The sequence below is a fragment of the Bacillus cereus group sp. MYBK222-1 genome (assembly GCF_051916425.1).
In the GTDB taxonomy this organism is placed as follows: Bacteria; Bacillota; Bacilli; order Bacillales; family Bacillaceae_G; genus Bacillus_A; species Bacillus_A paranthracis.
Genome location: NZ_JBQAGP010000003.1, coordinates 320,613 through 339,454, shown reverse-complemented (window position 1 = coordinate 339,454; position 18,842 = coordinate 320,613). Strand labels below are relative to the sequence as shown.

Sequence of the window (18,842 nt, the reverse complement as noted above, 5' to 3'; positions counted from 1 at the left end):
CATTTCCTCGGAAATTTTACAATTCCTATACATATTTTTACAGATTTTGTCGAAAAGTAATTAGTTATAGGTTGTATAGGATGCGTGAATATTGTTCAAAATGATTGCTGAGGTGATGATGGAATGCGAGGAAGAAATAATAAAAAGTCGCAAAAGGTAGTACATTTATTTCAAAAAAGATGGGTATTTCCGGCACTATACATTGCTTGTGCAGCGGTAATCTTAATGGTTGCGCTATGGTTCCAAGGAGCTAATCCGAAGAAGACTCCGAACCAAGATCAAGCAACGCCGTATACACAAACGGAAGATCCAGCAGTACCAGTAACGAAGTCTTCAGAAGTAGTGAAAATGCCAGCTCCTGCTAATGCGGAAGTAGTTGTACAGAAGAAGTTCTATGAAGATGCAGCAACTGAGGCGGAACAAGAAAAAGCACTTGTCTTTTATAACAACACATATTCCCCGAACAAAGGAATTGACATTGCTGCGAAGAATGGAAAAGAATTCAATGTTACAGCTGCTTTAAGTGGTACAGTAACGAAAGCTGAAAAAGATTCACTTCTTGGTTATGTTGTAACAGTTGATAGCGGAAATGGTGTAGCAGCTTCTTATCAAAGCTTAGGCAGTGTAAAAGTAGAAAAAGGTGCACGAGTTGTACAAGGTGAAGTATTAGGAAAATCCGGTCTAAGTGCCATGAATAAAGAAGCAGGTTCTCACGTTCACTTTGAAGTACGTAAAGACAATGTGGCTGTGAATCCTGAGCGCTACTTAAATAAGTCAGTAGCAGAAATTAAAGCTGATGCAGGTGCTGCAAAGGCAACGAACGCTTCTGGTAAAAAAGCTGATGACAAATCTCAAAAAGAAGAAAAGTCAACGAGCACGAAACCAGAAAGTAAAACAGAAGACAAGTCTCAAAAAGAAGAGAAATCAACTAGCGGTTCAACTAGTGACAAAAAAGAAGAACCGAAGAAAGAAGAAAAATCAACAAATGGTTCTACAGAATCATCTAACAGTTCTTCTTCACAAGAATAAGAAAGTGAAAAAATCAGTTCTCACTAGGAGAGCTGATTTTTTTATTTCTATATAAAAATACTCAATTTCGAGAAAAAAGTTGCAATAACAAGGAAAAATGACGAGATTCTCGAATATATATTACAAAAAGGAGGGGATACTGTGTCATTTTTGTTTGTTCTGTCGACTGCTATTATTTTATTGTTTGTTTTATTTACTTTATATTATTACATTGCCGGTAAGAAAGAGGTTCCCCACCATCAATTGTTAGAAGAAGAGTTAGAACGAGAAGAATGACGCCTTGTATACAAGGTGTCATTTTTTTCGCCAAAATAGTCACTGTTAACGTATTTCTCACAAAAAAACGTAATTTTTCTTAACTTAGTCCGCAAAAATAGTGAACATGTAGCATATATCAGTAGTGCGGGCAATACAATGGTATAAACCAAAGCAAAGAGAGTGTTTGAGGTGAGAAATCGTGAATCATTTCATTATAAATCCAAGAATGTTTAACGCTTACAAACAGCACTCACACTTACTTCTAAGTCGTATGCAGCGAGGCTCATTTCACCCTTCTCACATCCAATTTAGGGAGGCGAGTGGTGTGCACGATTACATCAAAGAGAGAACTATCAAGATTGGTAAGTATATCGTGGAGACAAGAAAGACAGTGCGTGTCATTGCAAAGGAATTTGGGGTATCAAAGAGTACAGTCCATAAAGACTTAACGGAACGTCTACCAGAAATTAATCCAGAGCTCGCAAATGAAGTGAAAGAAATTCTTGATTATCATAAGTCTATTCGTCATTTAAGAGGCGGAGAAGCAACAAAGCAAAAGTATAGAAAAGAAGATGTAGAAAAGCCGGTACGTCAATAAGTATGCGATCGCAAACATTCCGTTTCAATTCGGTAATATTTTTCAGAAGAATTCTTTTTGCGAATATTACGTTTCTGTTAAATTTATGATAAAATCAGAAATTAGGTGTAAAAGAATTCGGGTGTAACCTGATTTTGAATATCGAGGAGGAAAAAACGGGAATGTTTGCGCGAGATATCGGAATTGACCTAGGTACGGCTAACGTATTAATCCATGTTAAAGGTAAGGGTATTGTATTAAATGAGCCATCTGTTGTTGCTATTGATCGTAACACAGGTAAAGTATTAGCAGTAGGTGAAGAAGCAAGAAGTATGGTGGGACGTACGCCTGGTAATATTGTAGCCATTCGTCCACTAAAAGATGGTGTAATCGCAGATTTCGAAATTACAGAAGCAATGTTAAAGTATTTCATTAACAAATTGGACGTAAAGAGCTTCTTTTCAAAACCTCGCATTTTAATTTGTTGTCCAACAAATATCACATCAGTAGAACAAAAAGCAATTCGTGAGGCTGCTGAACGTTCAGGTGGTAAAACAGTATTTTTAGAAGAAGAACCAAAAGTAGCCGCAGTTGGTGCTGGTATGGAAATCTTCCAACCAAGCGGTAACATGGTTGTTGATATTGGTGGAGGTACAACGGATATCGCTGTACTATCTATGGGTGATATTGTTACCTCTTCCTCTATCAAAATGGCTGGCGATAAGTTTGATATGGAGATCTTAAACTACATTAAACGTAAGTATAAGCTATTAATCGGAGAACGTACTTCAGAAGATATTAAAATTAAAGTTGGTACAGTATTCCCAGGTGCACGTAGCGAAGAACTTGAAATTCGCGGACGTGACATGGTAACAGGTTTACCACGCACAATTACAGTATGCTCAGAAGAAATTACAGAAGCATTAAAAGAAAATGCAGCTGTTATTGTACAAGCTGCAAAAGGCGTACTAGAGCGCACACCACCAGAATTATCAGCGGACATCATCGACCGCGGTGTCATTCTAACAGGCGGTGGAGCTTTACTACACGGCATTGACATGCTCCTAGCAGAAGAACTAAAAGTACCAGTATTAATTGCTGAAAACCCAATGCACTGCGTTGCGGTTGGTACAGGTATTATGTTAGAGAATATCGATAGATTACCAAAGCGTGCTTTACGATAAAGTGAAAGGAACTAAGGTGTAAACCTTAGTTCTTTTTTTGTATTTTTATTTTTTTATTTCGATTTTTTGAGAAAATAGAAGAAAAATAAAGAAAAACGAAGAATATAGGTGAAATATTCATATATATGGTTAAATTTAATATTTCCGTATTTGAAAACGTTTATAATATAATGAGTCGAATACGACATTAAGGCAAATCATGTGTTAATACATATTGCCTTTCCCTAATCTGGGCATACACTCTTTTCTACCTCCGTGTCAGTTGCAAGGATATGCAACTATTTTAAGAGAATAGAGTGTATGCATTTTTTTATAAATAGGAAGTAAAGTTTCACTTTATAATGACAAACAATAAACAAAATGGGATAATAGACAATATGTCCAAGTGGTAAGACCAATATTACAAAAGGGGCGATTGTTATATGCTAAATATAGAACAAATTAAAGAAATCATTCCTCACCGCTATCCATTTTTACTTGTTGATAAAATATTAGAAGTAGATGAAGGGAAAAGAGCGGTTGGAATTAAAAATGTATCCGCAAACGAAGAATTCTTTAACGGGCACTTCCCTGACTACGCAGTTATGCCTGGTGTACTTATTGTAGAAGCATTGGCACAAGTTGGAGCAGTTGCTGTATTAAAGAAAGAAGAAAACCGCGGAAGACTTGCTTTCTTCGCAGGTATCGACAATTGTCGTTTCAAAAAACAAGTACGTCCAGGTGATCAACTTCGCCTAGAAGTTGAAATGACACGTGTACGTGGTCCAATCGGAAAAGGAAAAGCAATCGCAACAGTAGATGGTGAAATTGCTTGTGAAGCTGAAATTACATTTGCGATTGGTGATAAAAAAGAATAGATATAAATAAAAAAATCTTTCTGTATATTACAGAAGGATTTTTTTATTTATATATTTTTTGTTTAAAATATTAAAATACAAACTAGTCAGAAAATTTGTTTACAACTAATTTGAATTACCATATAATTACTTTATCGTTTATCTTGCTTTTGAGATAAATGATAAAGGCATAAAAGAAATGAAGCTATTGTCACATTATCACGGTCTTTATATAGGAGAAAATAGAATGGTATGAATTATGGTAAGATATGGGAGATGATGGGCGGATTTACCAGTGGAAATAAGTAGAAAAAAAGTGTAATATATCGATCGTGAATGAATTGGGCGTGTGTATCGAACATATAGAGATAGGGAGAAGGAGTCGCGTTTAAAAAAGGAGACTAGGACATGTTCGGGAGAAAAAAAAGAAAACCATTAAAACAATTAATTACACATAAAGAGCCTAAATCGCGTATTGCAGAACAATACCGCAATATTCGTACAAATATTGAATTTACATCTGTAGATCATCATATGCGTTCTCTTATTGTCACTTCACCGGATCCGGGTGACGGAAAGACGATGACAACTGCAAACTTAGCAGCTGTTTTCGGTCAACAAGGAAAGAAAGTTTTAGTAATCGGAGCTGACCTACGTAAGCCGACGATACAAAACTTATTTGCAATTCATCATTCTAATGGATTAACGAACGTATTATTAGGGCAAGTAAAATTAATGCAATGCATTCAAAAAACAGATATAGAGAATGTATACTTAATGGCATCAGGTCCAATACCACCAAACCCAACGGAACTGTTAGGAAATCGAGTAATGGACGAGGTATTACTAGAAGCATATAACATGTTTGATATTATTTTAATAGACACACCGCCAGTTCTGGCGGTTACAGATGCGCAAATACTTGCGAACAAATGCGATGGAGTTATACTTGTCGTGCGCAGTGAAAAAACAGAAAAAGATAAAATGGTAAAAGCGAAGCAAATATTAGACAAGGCATCTGGTAAACTACTAGGTGTCGTTTTAAACGATAAGAAGGAAGAAAAGGAACAATATGGATATTATTAGAAAATAATGTATGATATAATAAATTTTGTAGCCGATAAGTGTTTTTATCGGCTTTTTTGAATTATTTTAAAATCGATTATTGTATTATACAAAAATCGTGATATAATGGAAATTTTGGAAATTTGTTGGAATGTGTTGTCATATTTAAGATTATTTTGTAAGATTATATGTGCTTGATGTGAATAAATGTCGAACGAAATCAATCAAAATAAAAAATGTAAGATTTATATGTTATAATTTTTCTTATGTGCAAATTTTAGAAAGTTGGAGGAACTTATGGAAGAAACAATTAGTTTGAAAGAGTTATTTCATATTTTAAAAAAACGTTTAGCAATGATCCTCGTAATCGCCTTTGGTGCCGCTATAGTAAGTGCTATCATTAGCTTCTTCTTTATGACACCAATCTATCAATCTTCGACGCAAATTCTTGTTAACCAGAAGAAACAAGAGGGTGCAATGTTCCAAGCTGGTGAGATTCAAACGAATATTCAATTAACGAATACATATAAGGTTATTATTAAAAGTCCAGTAATCTTAGAACAAGTAAATGAAAATTTAAATTTAAATATGACAGCGCAAGCCTTAATGAAGAAGATAAATGTTGCGAATGAAAAAGATTCACAGGTAATCTCTGTAACAGCTGAGGACAAAGATCCAAAATTAGCTCGTGATATTGCAAATGCTACTGCAGATGTATTTAAAGGTGAAGTTGCAAAAATTATGAACGTGGATAACGTAACAGTACTATCTAAAGCAGAAGTTGCAGAAAACCAATCTCCGATTAAACCACGTCCAATATTAAATGTGGCAATTGCCTTCGTTGTTGGCTTAATGGCTGCAGTTGGTCTTGCATTCTTACTAGAATACTTAGATAACACAGTGAAAAAAGAAGAAGATGTAGAAAATTTACTTGGATTACCAGTGTTAGGTATTGTAGCTCGCATGGATGAAGAAACACCAAGTGTGAAATCGCACGCTCCATCATCAAGAAAAGTGAGGGGACAAACAATTGGCTCTTAATTTATTTAAAAAGAAAAAGAATCATCGTCAACGTCGTCAATTAATTGCTCATCAACAACCGAAATCACCAATTTCCGAACAATATCGTAATATTCGAACGAATGTTGAGTTTGCGTCTGTTGATACAAATTTACATTCATTAATGGTAACGTCTGCAAACCCGAGTGAAGGGAAAACAACGACGACAGCGAATATGGCAGTTGTATTTGCTCAACAAGGTAAGAAAGTATTATTAATTGATGCAGATATGCGTAAACCAGCGATGCATCAAATGTTCCAAGTTGATAATATTTTCGGATTGACGAACGTATTAACGCATAGTGAGCGTTTAGAAAAATGTGTACAAACTACATCTGTAGAGAATTTACACTTTTTAGCGTGTGGGCCAATTCCACCGAATCCAGCAGAATTGTTAGGCTCAAAATCAATGCAGGAGCTTCTGGCACAAGCATACAGTACGTACGATTTAGTTATTTTCGATTTACCACCGATTTTAGCTGTTACGGATGCGCAAATTATGGCAAATGTATGTGATGCATCTATTCTTGTCGTACGTAGTGAAGCAACAGAAAAGGAAACGGCGCTAAAAGCAAAAGGATTATTAGAATCTGCAAAAGGTAAATTGTTAGGTGTTGTTCTGAACGATCGTGAACGAGAACATGGCTTATATTATTACTACGGTGCAAAGTAATGAAAAGAGTGAGATATGGGAAGAACATATCTCCTTTTTCCCCTTGAATATGAGGAATATCTCATATTCAAGGGAAAAAAGATTACTATAAGCGAGGGAGGACAAAACAAATGATTGATTTACATTGCCACATTTTATCTGGTATCGATGACGGTGCACAAACAGTAACTGATAGCTTAGCAATGGCACAGCAAGCTGTGGCAGAAGGAATACATACAATTGTCGCAACACCACATCATCAAAATGGAAAATATGTAAATGAGCGTACGTCTATTATTCATCAAGTGAAGCAATTAAATGATGAATTACAACAACATAATATTCCACTTACCATTTTACCGGGGCAAGAGGTCAGGTTATACGGTGATTTATTAGAAGACTATGAAGCTGGTAAAATCGTTACTTTAAATGAAACAAACAAATACATATTTATTGAATTTCCATCTAATCATGTACCTCGTTATACAGAACAACTATTGTATGAACTACGTGTAAAAGGAATGATCCCAATTATCGTTCACCCCGAACGTAATGCCGAGTTAATTGAGCGGCCAGATAAGTTATATAACCTCGTAAATAAGGGAGCTTTAACACAAGTGACGGCAGGAAGTCTCCTAGGTAAATTCGGGAAAAAAATTAAAAAATTTTCACTACAACTTGTTGAACACAATTTAACACATATGATTGCATCAGATGCACATAACACAACGTCAAGAGGATTTCATTTAGAAGAAAGCTATGAACTAATAGAGAAAGAATTCGGTGCAACTGTTATGAATGATTTAAGAGAGAATCCGTATTTAATCATTAGCGGGAAAGCGATTTATAAAGAAGATCCAGAACAAATTCGTCGTAAAAAGCTGTTTGGTATTTTTTAAATAAAGAATTGGTGATGTCTCCTAACCGTTATCAATGGAGGCACTCGGTCGTGCTGTGGGTAGAAATTTTTATTTCGAACCTACCTTAGACGCTTGTCGTCGGGAGTATGACGTGAGGTTGGGTTAGATGCCCATCATTTATTTGTGTTAGAAACTCTACTTATAGAGTTGTAAAGACGACCCTATAAGTAGGGTTTTTGTTATTGTTACATATGGATTAAATAATATATTTGGGGGTACTAGATTTGAAAAAAGTAAGAAAAGCAATTATTCCAGCGGCTGGTCTTGGAACGAGATTTTTACCAGCAACGAAAGCGATGCCGAAAGAAATGTTACCTATTGTTGACAAACCAACAATTCAATACATAGTAGAAGAAGCGATAGAATCAGGAATTGAAGATATTATTATTGTAACTGGAAAAGGAAAGCGTGCCATTGAAGATCATTTTGATCATTCATTCGAACTAGAACAAAACCTTTTAGAAAAAGGAAAGTATGAAATGCTTGAAAAGGTACAAGCTTCTTCAAGAATTAACATTCATTACATAAGACAAAAGGAACCGAAAGGACTTGGACATGCGGTATGGTGCGCGCGTAAATTTATAGGAAATGAACCATTTGCGGTACTACTTGGTGATGATATTGTACAAGCAGAAACGCCATGTTTACGTCAATTAATGGATCAATATGAAGGTACACAGTCGTCAGTTATTGGTGTACAAACAGTACCTGAAAATGAAACACATCGTTACGGTATTATCGATCCAGTTGAACAAAATGATCGTCGTTATCAAGTGCGTCAATTTGTGGAGAAACCAGCGGAAGGCACAGCTCCATCAAATTTAGCGATTATGGGTCGTTACGTATTAACACCAGAAATCTTTATGTTCCTAGAGAATCAACAAACGGGTGCTGGTGGGGAAATCCAATTGACAGATGCAATTCAACGATTAAATGAAATTCAACGTGTATTCGCGTATGATTTCGAAGGCACTCGTTACGATGTTGGGGAGAAGTTTGGATTTATTAAGACGACAATTGAGATGGCACTACAAAATGAAGAATTAAATGTAGAGTTAATGAAATATATGAAGGAACTTGTAAAAAAGGAAGAGGTACATTCGTAAGAGAATGTACTTTTTTATTATGAATAAGATAAGAATTATATAAAGAAGGGAACAGGTATATTGAGTTATCGAAAACGGCTCTCATTATTAATTTTATTAGATTCATTTATCGTATTAACTGCCGTGTATTTAAGTTATTGGTTTATACATCCAAATGTATTAAACAAAATTCCTATGACAGTAGTTATTAGTTCTATGACATTATTGTGTAGTCATCATGTTTTTGCAGCTATTTATAAGTTGTATAACAAGGCGTGGGAATATGCAAGTATTGGTGAATTAAAACAAATATTTAAGGCGATTACGCTATCAATTTTAGTAACAGCAGTTGTTCAACAGATTATAAATCACGATATTTATGTTCGGATTTTAGCAATTGCATGGATGCTACACTTATTATTAATTGGTGGTTCTCGCTTTGTATGGCGTATGTTCCGTGATACATATATTACAAAAGCTGCTGATAAAAAACGAACATTAATTATCGGTGCTGGTTCAGCAGGAACAATGGTAGTACGTCAATTACAACATAATAAAGAAGCAGACCTATATCCAATTGCATTTGTTGATGATGATAGAAATAAACAGAAATTAGAAATTTATAATGTACCGGTTGTGGGTACAACAAATCATATTCAAGAAATTGTGGAAGACAATGATATTGAACATATTATTATTGCTATTCCTTCTTTAAATAGAAATCAAATAAACGAGATCTTTGAGAAGTGTAGAAAAACGAAGGCGAAAACGCAAATTGTACCAATGCTTGAAGATCTTTTAGATGGCAAAGTTTCTGTTAATGAATTCCGAGATGTACAAGTGGAAGATTTATTAGGAAGAGAGCCAATCCAATTAGATGATGCAGGAATTGGAGAAAAAATTGCTGGTAAAACAATTTTAGTAACTGGTGCTGGTGGATCAATTGGATCAGAAATTTGCCGTCAAGTAATGAAGTATAAACCAGCAAAAATCGTACTTTTAGGACATGGTGAAAACAGCATTTATAATATCGAAATGGAAATGCGAGTTACCTATAAAGATACAGTTGAAATTACGACAGAAATTGCTGATATTCAAGATAGACATAAAATCTTTGAAATCATGAAAAAACATCAGCCATATATCGTATATCATGCCGCGGCACATAAACATGTACCTTTAATGGAACGTAATCCTGAAGAGGCTGTAAAAAACAATATTTTTGGCACAAAAAATGTAGCAGAAGCTGCAGATACATTTAAAGTAAATACGTTTGTTATGGTTTCTACAGATAAAGCTGTAAATCCAACGAACGTAATGGGGGCTACGAAACGATTTGCTGAAATGCTTGTTCAACATATGGCGTCTGTAAGTACGGGTACACGATTTGTTGCTGTTAGGTTTGGTAATGTTCTTGGAAGTAGGGGAAGTGTAATTCCTCTATTTAAGAAACAAATTCAAAAAGGTGGTCCTGTAACAGTTACTCATCCTGATATGATTCGTTACTTTATGACAATACCAGAAGCTTCTAGGTTAGTAATTCAAGCTGGTACATTAGCTAGAGGTGGAGAATTATTTGTTCTCGATATGGGTGATCCAGTAAAGATTGTAGATTTAGCTAAAAATTTAATTACTCTCTCAGGTTTTTCTATTGAAGAAATTGGAATTGAATTTACTGGATTAAGACCCGGTGAAAAAATGTATGAAGAGCTATTAAATGAAGGCGAGATTCATCCAGAGCAAATATTCCCTAAAATTCACATAGGAAAGGCTGTTTTAATGGATCAAGCGATTCTAAGACAGTTTATGAATGATTTTGAAGGAATTAGTAAAGAAGAAATAAGAGAACGATTATTAGATATTGCAAATAATAAAGTTAATCTAAAGAACTAATTTAAGGGAAGGAAGTTTTTTAAATGGGAGACAGAATATTTCTTTCATCACCACATATGAGTGATGAAGGTTATGAAATGCGTTATGTTAAGGAAGCTTTCGATACAAATTGGATTGCGCCACTTGGGGAAAATGTAAACGGATTTGAAAGAGAACTAGCCGAGAAAGTTGGGTCTAAAGAAGCTGCAGCGCTATCTTCTGGGACAGCTGCAATTCATTTGGCTTTAAAAGCAGCGGGAGTAGGGGAGGGAGATATTGTTTTCTGCCAAACACTTACATTCTCAGCTACTGCCAACCCTATCGTTTATCAAAATGCTACTCCCGTTTTCATAGATAGTGACTATGAAACTTGGAATATGTGTCCTAAAGCTTTAGAAGAAGCTTTTAAAAAATATCCGAACGTAAAGGCAGTTATAGTAGTTCATTTATATGGTCTTTCTGCGGATATGGATAAGATTGTTGCACTTTGTAAAAAGTATGATGTGGCTTTAATTGAAGATGCTGCAGAATCTTTAGGAACTTATTACAAAGGCAAACATACTGGTAGCTTTGGAGATTACGGTATTTTTTCTTTTAATGGTAATAAAATTATCACTACTTCGGGTGGTGGTATGCTTGTTTCTGATAATGAAGAACGTATTTCAAAAGTAAGATTTTGGGCTACTCAAAGTAGGGATCAAGCAAGACATTACCAACATAGTGAATTAGGTTTTAACTATCGCATGAGTAATGTAGTTGCTGGTATTGGTAGAGGACAGCTTAAAGTGTTAGATCAAAGGGTTCAGAAGAAAAGATACATATTTGATTTTTATAAGAGAGAATTAGAAGGGCTTGAAGGTATTGAATTTATGCCTAGTAATGAGTGGAACGAACCAAACTATTGGCTAAGTTCTATGACACTAAACGGTAAGATTCGCCCAATTGATGTAATGGAAGCTCTTGAAAAAGAAAATATTGAATCTAGACCAGTTTGGAAACCTATGCACTTACAACCATTCTTTGAGAAATATGATTTTGTTGGTACAGATGTATCAGAAAGACTTTTCGAGAATGGTGTTTGTTTACCAAGTGATACAAAAATGACAGATAAAGATTTAGATAGAGTTGTGAAAATTATTAAAGGGTTGTGGATCGCGTAATGAGGAGTTCTAAAGTTGGCATCTATAGACGGTTTGTAAAAAGACCCATGGATTTTATGCTGTCTTTAATTGCTATTATAATGCTTAGTCCAGTATTCCTTATCGTTGCTTTTCTTGTGAAAACAAAGTTAGGTAGTCCGGTATTATTTAAACAAGAGCGACCGGGATTAAATGGAACTATTTTTAAAATGTATAAATTTAGAACAATGACAGATGAAAAAAATGAAAATGGCGAGCTACTACCGGATAGTGTAAGGCTTACTAAGTTCGGTAAATTTTTACGTTCGACATCACTTGATGAATTACCAGGTCTGTTTAATATTTTTAAAGGTGATATGTCAATTATAGGACCAAGGCCTTTATTAGTTCAGTATTTACCACTATATAATGAACATCAAAAGCGTCGCCATGAAGTTAGGCCTGGATTGTCAGGGTTAGCACAAGTTAACGGTCGGAATGCTATTAGTTGGGAAGAGAAATTTAATTACGATGTAGAGTATGTAGATAATGTAAGTTTCACTACAGATTGGAAGATTATCCTTTTAACAATTAAGAAAGTTTTTATTAGAGAAGGAATTAATTCAGAAACTGCTGCAACAATGGAGCCATTTAAGGGAAATCAAAAAGGAAGTATAGAGTTATGAAAAAAAAACTTCTTATAATAGGTGCTGGCGGACATGGAAAGGTTATTGCTGATATTGCATTAAAAATGAATAAGTGGGAGTATATTGCTTTTCTTGATGATAGTGAACATGCAAAAACTTCAATGGGTATAGAAATTATTGGAGAATCCACAGATGTTTCGAAATTCATAAAGGATTACGATGTTTTTGTGGGCATCGGTAATAATACTATACGTGAAAAGATTCAAGAACAAATTGAATCTCAGGGGGCAAGTATACCAGTTTTAATTCATCCATATGCAGTTATTGGGGAACAGGTTTTTTTAGGAGCAGGAACAGTAGTTATGGCAGGAGCTATAATTAACTGTTGCACTAAAATTGGAAAAGGTTGCATCATTAATACTGCTTCTACAATAGATCATGACAATGTAATTGAGGATTATGTTCATATATCACCAGGTGCAAATTTGGCAGGAGCAGTTAGAGTTGGTAGAAGCACATGGTTAGGAATTGGTAGTGTAGTAAGTAATAATATTAACATTCCTGATAAATGTAGAATAGGTGCTGGCTCGGTTGTTATTAAAGATATAACAGAATTAGGGACATACGTGGGAGTTCCAGCTAGGAGAATACAGGATGAAAAAGGTTTTAATATTAGCGAATAATGATGTTGGTTTATATAAATTTAGGAAAGAACTTATTCAAGAATTAGTGAAAGAATATAAAGTCTATATTTCACTCCCAGATGGTGAGTTTATACATCAATTAAAAGAAATAGGATGTAAGTTCATTAATACACCGATTAGTAGAAGGGGTACTAATCCAATAACTGACATAAAATTATTTATGAACTATAAAAAAATTATTAAAGAGGTAAAACCTGATGTGGTGTTAACCTACACAATAAAACCTAATGTATATGGTGGTTTAGCTTGTAGGATGGCTGGTATTCCTTATGTATGTAATATTACTGGTCTTGGGACGGCGGTAGAAAATGATGGGATATTACAGAAAGTTACCTTATTCCTATATAAAAACGCCCTAAAGGATGCGAAATGTGTATTCTTTCAAAATGAAGCAAATAAAATCTTTTTTAGTGCAAAAAAGATTGTTAAGGGAAACTCAAGATTGATACCAGGATCTGGTGTTAATCTTAATTATTATCCTATACTGGAATATCCAATAGATAAAGAGGTTAACTTTTTATTTATCGCTCGTGTAATGAGGGAAAAAGGTATTGATCAATATTTAGATGCTGCTAAATACATAAGAGAGAAATACCCAAATACTATATTTCATATTTTAGGATTTTGTGAAGGTGAATACGAAGAAAAATTAAAGATAATGCAGGAAAAAGGGATAATTCAGTATCATGGAATGCAAAGTGATATAAGAGAGTTCCATAAAATTTCTCATTGTACTATTCATCCTACATATTATCCAGAAGGTATGTCCAATGTATTACTCGAAAGTGCTGCTTGTGGAAGACCTATTATTACCACTGATAGAAGTGGTTGTAGGGAAATTGTGGAAAATGGGGAGAATGGTTTAATTGTCAAACAACAGGATAGTCAGGACTTAATAGAAAAAATAGAATACTTTTTAAGTATGAATTGGCAAGAGAAAAAGAACATGGGCTTAGCGGGGAGAAAAAAAGTTGAAAGGGAATTTGATAGAAACATTGTTCTGAATGCTTATCTAGACGTAATAAACAGTGTACAGAAATAATTATAGGTAAGAGGGTTATATGATATTATGATTAATTCTAAGTCTATGTTACTTAAGGTTATATCGGTTTTTATGGGATCAGCATTTTTTATGGCATCACAATTTTTAATAATAATAATATTGGCGAGATTAGGTAATGCTGAAGTTGTTGGAGAGTTTGGATTAATGCTAGCGATTACAGGTCCTGTATACATGTTTTTTACGATGCAAATTAGAAATAAAGTTACCAGTGAAGAAAGTAATTCATCTGCGTATATTGAAATCGTATTTTTAAATGTAATATTAGCAACTATAGTATCCTTAGGCATTTGTTTTATTACAAAAGCTAGTTCGGATGTAATACAATTAGTATTTATCTACTTGTTAGCAAAAAATGTTCAATTAGTTTCTGAATTAGTTTATGGTATTTTGCAACAACAAGAAAAGCTTCACGAGGTAGGGTTTTCAAATTTTATAAAAGGTATTTCATCAACTTTTTTATTTTTTATTTTTTACTACTTCACAAGAGATATTTTATTGGCCACTCTTAGTATAGGATTATCATGGTTAGCAACTCTTTTAATATACGATATTTCTAAAATTAATGTGAATAAGAAGAGAAATATTAAAGATTACCTGAAATTACCTAATGATATAAAAAAGGTTAGTTATTTATATAGGTCCTTGTTACCTTTAGGAATTATCTCACTTCTATATTCATTAAATACAAATATAACTAGATATTTTATTACTTATTATACTGATACAGAACAATTAGGTTATTTTACAGCTCTCTCGTATCTGATGATAGCAGGAAATACCCTCGTTGGGGCGATAGGGCAGTCGTTTTGCAATAGGTTATCTCGTTATAGTGATAGAGGGTCGAAAATTGATTTTAATAAATTATTTAATAAACTAGTTGCCTTTGGCTTGATGTTAGGTCTAATAAGTACATTATTGACCTTTTATCTTGGAGAGTTCTTATTGTATATTCTCTTTGGGTCAGATTATATTGAATATTCTTCACTTTTAACACTTTTAATGGCAGCGACTATTTTTAGATATCCTGCTGAGTTTATGGGATACGCAACTATCGCTACTAAAACTTATAAGAATGAGTTACCTCAGCTTATTTTCATGTTAATTGCAACATGTATTTGTGCATTTTTACTAATCCCGATATGGGGATTATACGGTGCTGCTGTTACATTACTTGTAGGCTCTTGTATTACTGCAATTGGAAGATTTGTAATAATTTTAAGGGTGAATAAAGAAAATGAAAGGAAAGTAAGTTATGAAGCACAGTAACATGAGAAATAGTGGGAATGTAATTTCATTCCCACTATTAATTAATGTATTACTCGTAGCCCTACTTGTAATACTTAGTTCAATATCACTTTTATTTTTTAGCACCAATGAAGTAGTTGCTTTAATCCCAATTGCAATTACAGCTTTATTTATCATCCGAAGAATAATATTAATAATTTTTCGTAAGATACCCACTTTGGATATTTGGGCTATTTTTACGTATACTTCAATACTAATTTTTATCTATTCTCCATTGTACCATCTAATAACGCATCAGCCGATTGCGAATAATTTACCATCAGATTTTACAAACCTAATAGCTATTATCGCTTGGACTTCATTACCGGTGATACCATTGTTTTATTTTGGGGGCTATATTAGAAAAAATATTAAATGGAGGATAAAAAAAGAAGCTTTTAAGAATAAAGAAATAAAAGTACCTAATATTTCTTTCATCGCTTTAGTTTATATACTGGTTGGTTTTAGTGCAAATATAATTATAGAGTCAGGGATAGGCTTAGGTGTATTAACGGGTACTCTTTATGTTTTAAATGATTTTTTTAGTGTAGGATTAATATTTTTATATTTTAATTGGGCTAGTAAAGTCACTAAGAAAGGTAAGAATGTAAAGTTTCTGGGGTTAATATATTTACTAGTTATTGTGGTCTTAATTTCTTTATTTAACTTAGATAGAGGTAGCAGATTTTTTATTCTAGTTTATGCATTTTGGGGATTACATATCTATGTAAATTATTTGAATAAAAAATTTAATATTACAAAGTTAATAGTAATTACAATTATATTAATACCATTACTCACACAATATAAATTATTCAAGTATTCGGAATATAGCACTGATTATTTGGTAGATAGTAATTACCGAGAGTCTATTCAAAATCAATATGAACAATTGACACCCGGTTATACAATTGCTACAGATTTAGGGCGCTATTATATTTGGATGTTATATTATAAGGAATTACAACCTAATGGTAATATTGATTACCAGCATGGAAAGACCTATGTAGACGCTGCTTTAACTATGTTACCTAGTTGGATTGTACCTAATAAGCCTCCGGGTATGATTGCCTTGTCTCATGATGCGGAATCTGGTAGAGGGTTTTATGAACAATATAGGCCTACTACAGCAAAAATAGGAGGATTCTGGGCAGAAAGTTATGTGAACTTTGGCTTTTTAGGAATATGGACTTTAGCAATTATATTTGGCTATTTCCTAGAACTTATAAATGAAGTAATAAATAGAAATAAATTTGGGAGTATTACACCCGTTGTAGCGGGTTTGTTAGTTACATTTGGTGCGGAATTTTTACTGCACGATTCAAGGTTAATATTATGGCATGTTACAAAGGATTTATTTTTAATCTTCCCATTAATAATATATATAAAATTTAAGAAAAAGAGGTTTAATGCATGAAAATAATTTTTGCTATAAGTTCACAATACTATGAAAGTGAAGGTGGGGTTTGGACAACGACATCATATAATAATACGATGTGGGATGAGTATCTTAAAAGTTTTAATGAAATTTTTGTCTTAGCTCCATTAAAAAAAGTAAATGAGCTTCCAACTGGATGTAAAAGAGCTGATAATAAGAATGTTAGGTTTATTGACTCATCTGTTATTAAGAAAATGGATGCGATGGGTATAATAAAGTTAAGAAATAAGATTAATTTATTAGTTAAATCATTAGATGGTGGGATATTACATAGTCCATCATTTGAAGCAGAGTTGGCGTTCGGTGCTTTAAAAAAATATAAAAAGCCTTATGTTGTTGAAAGTAGAGGCGAGCAATCAATGCACGAAGGCTTTTTAAAGGCTAGAGGTATTCCTTTTGCCAAGTTCGTAAAGCAAATTTTTTTAAAAATGCATATGAAGCATCTTGAAGGAGCATACGGATGTATTTATGTTTCTGATACTTTAAAAGAAAGATATGCACCCAAAAATATAATTAAAGCAGCAGTAATAAGTGATTTAAGATTACCGGATTCCTTTATTAAAGCACCAAGGGTTTGGGAGCAAACTTCAGAACCCTTTAAGATAATTAATGTAGGTAATTTAAGTCCTTATAAGGATCAAAGAACTTTAATAAAGGCAGTTCATTTTATTATAAAAAACTTTAATTATAATATTCAATTAAATATAGTAGGGAAAGGTCCCCTTGAATCAGAATTAAAACAGTTTGTAAAAGAGTTGGAAATAGAACAATATGTAAAATTCCATGGTTTTGTATCATGGGGAGAGGAACTTTTTAGTTTATATGATCAAAATGATTTATTTGTCCTATCTTCTCTTACAGAAGGTATGCCAAGGGTAGTACTTGAATCATTAGCTAGGGGATTACCAGTAGTATCAACAGAGGTTTCTGGATCAATTGAAATTTTACCTAAAGAGTGTATAGCTCCTGTTGGTGACTATGAGAGATTAGCTCAAGCAATTAGAAGATTAATGGAATCTCCTTCCTTACTAAGTGAACTTTCTAATTTAGGAATTAATGTGATTAGGAATTATAGAGAGGGGATTTTAAAAGAAAAAAAGATAAACTACTTTAACGAATTTAAAGAAGCTTTTAAGGTGGATGTAGATTGATGAAAGAGCCATTAGTTAGTATTATAATACCAAGTTATAATCCGGGACGATTAATAGAATTTGCGGTGAAAAGTGTAGAAAATCAAACATATAAAAATAAAGAAATTATTATTATAGACGATGGGTCAACGGATGGAACGCTGGAATGGTTAGAAAATAATAAAGAAAGATTTAAATATGTTACTCAAAAAAATAGTGGAGCTTCTAGTGCAAGAAATAAAGGTGTAAATATTGCTACCGGGGATTTTATTGCTTTTCTTGATGCTGATGATATTTGGTTTCCTAATAAACTTGAAAAACAAATGGGAATTTTTAAAGAGGAACAGGATATTTCTTTTGTATTTTCAAACGGTTTAATAATACATGATGATATTGAAGTAGATAGTATAATTTTAGAAAATCATGAAAAAGTATTTGATTTATACACTTTACCACCAAAAATAGTAGATTTTGATTGGAATTTTCGTATTCATTCAGTTCCTACTAGTAGTCTTATTGTAAGGAAAGATGATTTTATTAAGGTTGGTGGATTTCCTACCCTAATTCAGGGAGAAGATTTTGCTTTAGTACAATTATTATTGGCTTATAATAAGGGGTATGCTTTTAAGGAACCTTTAATGTGTTATAGGAGACATCAGAATAATACAAGTTCGTCCATAAAAAAGGTATCTATGAAAAAAAGGCTAGGGAAAATTTTAAATAAGGATTTGGCAAGAATTACACTGTTTAATATTTTAAAAGAAAATAATCATCCAGTGCCAAAAATTATTAATAGATATAGAGTTTATCCAGTCCCTTGTAGAATGCTTGTTTTGTTTATTTGGAGATTTAAGTATGGTGCAAACAAAAATAAAGTAAAACGGGATATTATTAATTATTTAACGGGGAGGGCTTGAAAAA

19 protein-coding genes are annotated in these 18,842 nt (G+C 33.4%); all 19 read left to right on the top strand.

Annotated elements, in window-relative coordinates:
- The first annotated feature begins 123 nt into the window (after positions 1–123).
- The gene (locus tag ACTFR9_RS17675) at positions 124–1,029 is read left to right on the top strand and encodes a M23 family metallopeptidase (protein ID WP_001214941.1); all 906 of its coding nucleotides are present in this window, start codon (positions 124–126) and stop codon (positions 1,027–1,029) included.
- A 141-nt stretch (positions 1,030–1,170) separates the two neighbouring features.
- A complete protein-coding gene (locus tag ACTFR9_RS17670) occupies positions 1,171–1,305 on the top strand; it encodes a hypothetical protein (protein ID WP_000008903.1) in 135 nt (44 codons plus the stop codon).
- Positions 1,306–1,612: 307 nt separating this feature from the next.
- Positions 1,613–1,885, top strand: a complete 273-nt coding sequence (spoIIID, locus tag ACTFR9_RS17665) for a sporulation transcriptional regulator SpoIIID (RefSeq protein WP_000544012.1) — start codon at positions 1,613–1,615, stop codon at positions 1,883–1,885.
- A gap of 161 nt (positions 1,886–2,046) precedes the next feature.
- The gene (locus ACTFR9_RS17660; RefSeq protein WP_000457987.1) at positions 2,047–3,048 is read left to right on the top strand and encodes a rod shape-determining protein; all 1,002 of its coding nucleotides are present in this window, start codon (positions 2,047–2,049) and stop codon (positions 3,046–3,048) included.
- A 422-nt stretch (positions 3,049–3,470) separates the two neighbouring features.
- Entirely contained in the window at positions 3,471–3,905 is a 435-nt protein-coding gene (gene fabZ, locus ACTFR9_RS17655) for a 3-hydroxyacyl-ACP dehydratase FabZ (RefSeq protein ID WP_000931956.1), read from the top strand.
- A gap of 387 nt (positions 3,906–4,292) precedes the next feature.
- A complete protein-coding gene (locus ACTFR9_RS17650; protein WP_229136603.1) occupies positions 4,293–4,970 on the top strand; it encodes a CpsD/CapB family tyrosine-protein kinase in 678 nt (225 codons plus the stop codon).
- Between the two features lie 276 nt (positions 4,971–5,246).
- Positions 5,247–5,990 (top strand): YveK family protein, encoded by a 744-nt coding sequence (locus ACTFR9_RS17645; RefSeq protein WP_229136604.1) that lies wholly within the window; start codon positions 5,247–5,249, stop codon positions 5,988–5,990.
- On the top strand, positions 5,980–6,681 hold the full coding sequence (locus ACTFR9_RS17640) for a CpsD/CapB family tyrosine-protein kinase (RefSeq protein WP_001207187.1): 702 nt from the start codon (positions 5,980–5,982) through the stop codon (positions 6,679–6,681). Before ACTFR9_RS17645 ends, ACTFR9_RS17640 begins: the two co-directional genes overlap by 11 nt.
- Before the next feature lie 110 nt (positions 6,682–6,791).
- Complete coding sequence (locus ACTFR9_RS17635; RefSeq protein WP_229136605.1) at positions 6,792–7,559, top strand: tyrosine-protein phosphatase; 768 nt, start codon at positions 6,792–6,794, stop codon at positions 7,557–7,559.
- 245 nt (positions 7,560–7,804) lie between these two features.
- Positions 7,805–8,686: a UTP--glucose-1-phosphate uridylyltransferase BpsC gene (gene bpsC, locus ACTFR9_RS17630; RefSeq protein ID WP_229136606.1), complete on the top strand. Its 882-nt coding sequence runs from the start codon at positions 7,805–7,807 to the stop codon at positions 8,684–8,686.
- A gap of 60 nt (positions 8,687–8,746) precedes the next feature.
- Positions 8,747–10,558 carry a polysaccharide biosynthesis protein gene (locus ACTFR9_RS17625; protein ID WP_229136607.1) on the top strand — a complete coding sequence of 604 codons (1,812 nt, stop codon included), beginning with the start codon at positions 8,747–8,749 and terminating at the stop codon, positions 10,556–10,558.
- Between the two features lie 23 nt (positions 10,559–10,581).
- Entirely contained in the window at positions 10,582–11,697 is a 1,116-nt protein-coding gene (locus ACTFR9_RS17620) for a DegT/DnrJ/EryC1/StrS family aminotransferase (protein WP_229136608.1), read from the top strand.
- Positions 11,697–12,341 carry a sugar transferase gene (locus tag ACTFR9_RS17615; protein ID WP_267497088.1) on the top strand — a complete coding sequence of 215 codons (645 nt, stop codon included), beginning with the start codon at positions 11,697–11,699 and terminating at the stop codon, positions 12,339–12,341. The genes ACTFR9_RS17620 and ACTFR9_RS17615 overlap by 1 nt, the downstream gene beginning before the upstream one ends.
- Positions 12,338–12,985 (top strand): acetyltransferase, encoded by a 648-nt coding sequence (locus ACTFR9_RS17610; protein WP_229136609.1) that lies wholly within the window; start codon positions 12,338–12,340, stop codon positions 12,983–12,985. Before ACTFR9_RS17615 ends, ACTFR9_RS17610 begins: the two co-directional genes overlap by 4 nt.
- Entirely contained in the window at positions 12,957–14,048 is a 1,092-nt protein-coding gene (locus ACTFR9_RS17605) for a glycosyltransferase family 4 protein (protein WP_229136610.1), read from the top strand. Before ACTFR9_RS17610 ends, ACTFR9_RS17605 begins: the two co-directional genes overlap by 29 nt.
- A gap of 27 nt (positions 14,049–14,075) precedes the next feature.
- Positions 14,076–15,335: an oligosaccharide flippase family protein gene (locus ACTFR9_RS17600; RefSeq protein ID WP_229136611.1), complete on the top strand. Its 1,260-nt coding sequence runs from the start codon at positions 14,076–14,078 to the stop codon at positions 15,333–15,335.
- Complete coding sequence (locus ACTFR9_RS17595) at positions 15,322–16,770, top strand: O-antigen polysaccharide polymerase Wzy (RefSeq protein ID WP_229136612.1); 1,449 nt, start codon at positions 15,322–15,324, stop codon at positions 16,768–16,770. The genes ACTFR9_RS17600 and ACTFR9_RS17595 overlap by 14 nt, the downstream gene beginning before the upstream one ends.
- Complete coding sequence (locus tag ACTFR9_RS17590) at positions 16,767–17,942, top strand: glycosyltransferase family 4 protein (protein ID WP_229136613.1); 1,176 nt, start codon at positions 16,767–16,769, stop codon at positions 17,940–17,942. Before ACTFR9_RS17595 ends, ACTFR9_RS17590 begins: the two co-directional genes overlap by 4 nt.
- Complete coding sequence (locus ACTFR9_RS17585; protein ID WP_440049009.1) at positions 17,942–18,838, top strand: glycosyltransferase family 2 protein; 897 nt, start codon at positions 17,942–17,944, stop codon at positions 18,836–18,838. The genes ACTFR9_RS17590 and ACTFR9_RS17585 overlap by 1 nt, the downstream gene beginning before the upstream one ends.
- Positions 18,839–18,842 lie beyond the last annotated feature (4 nt).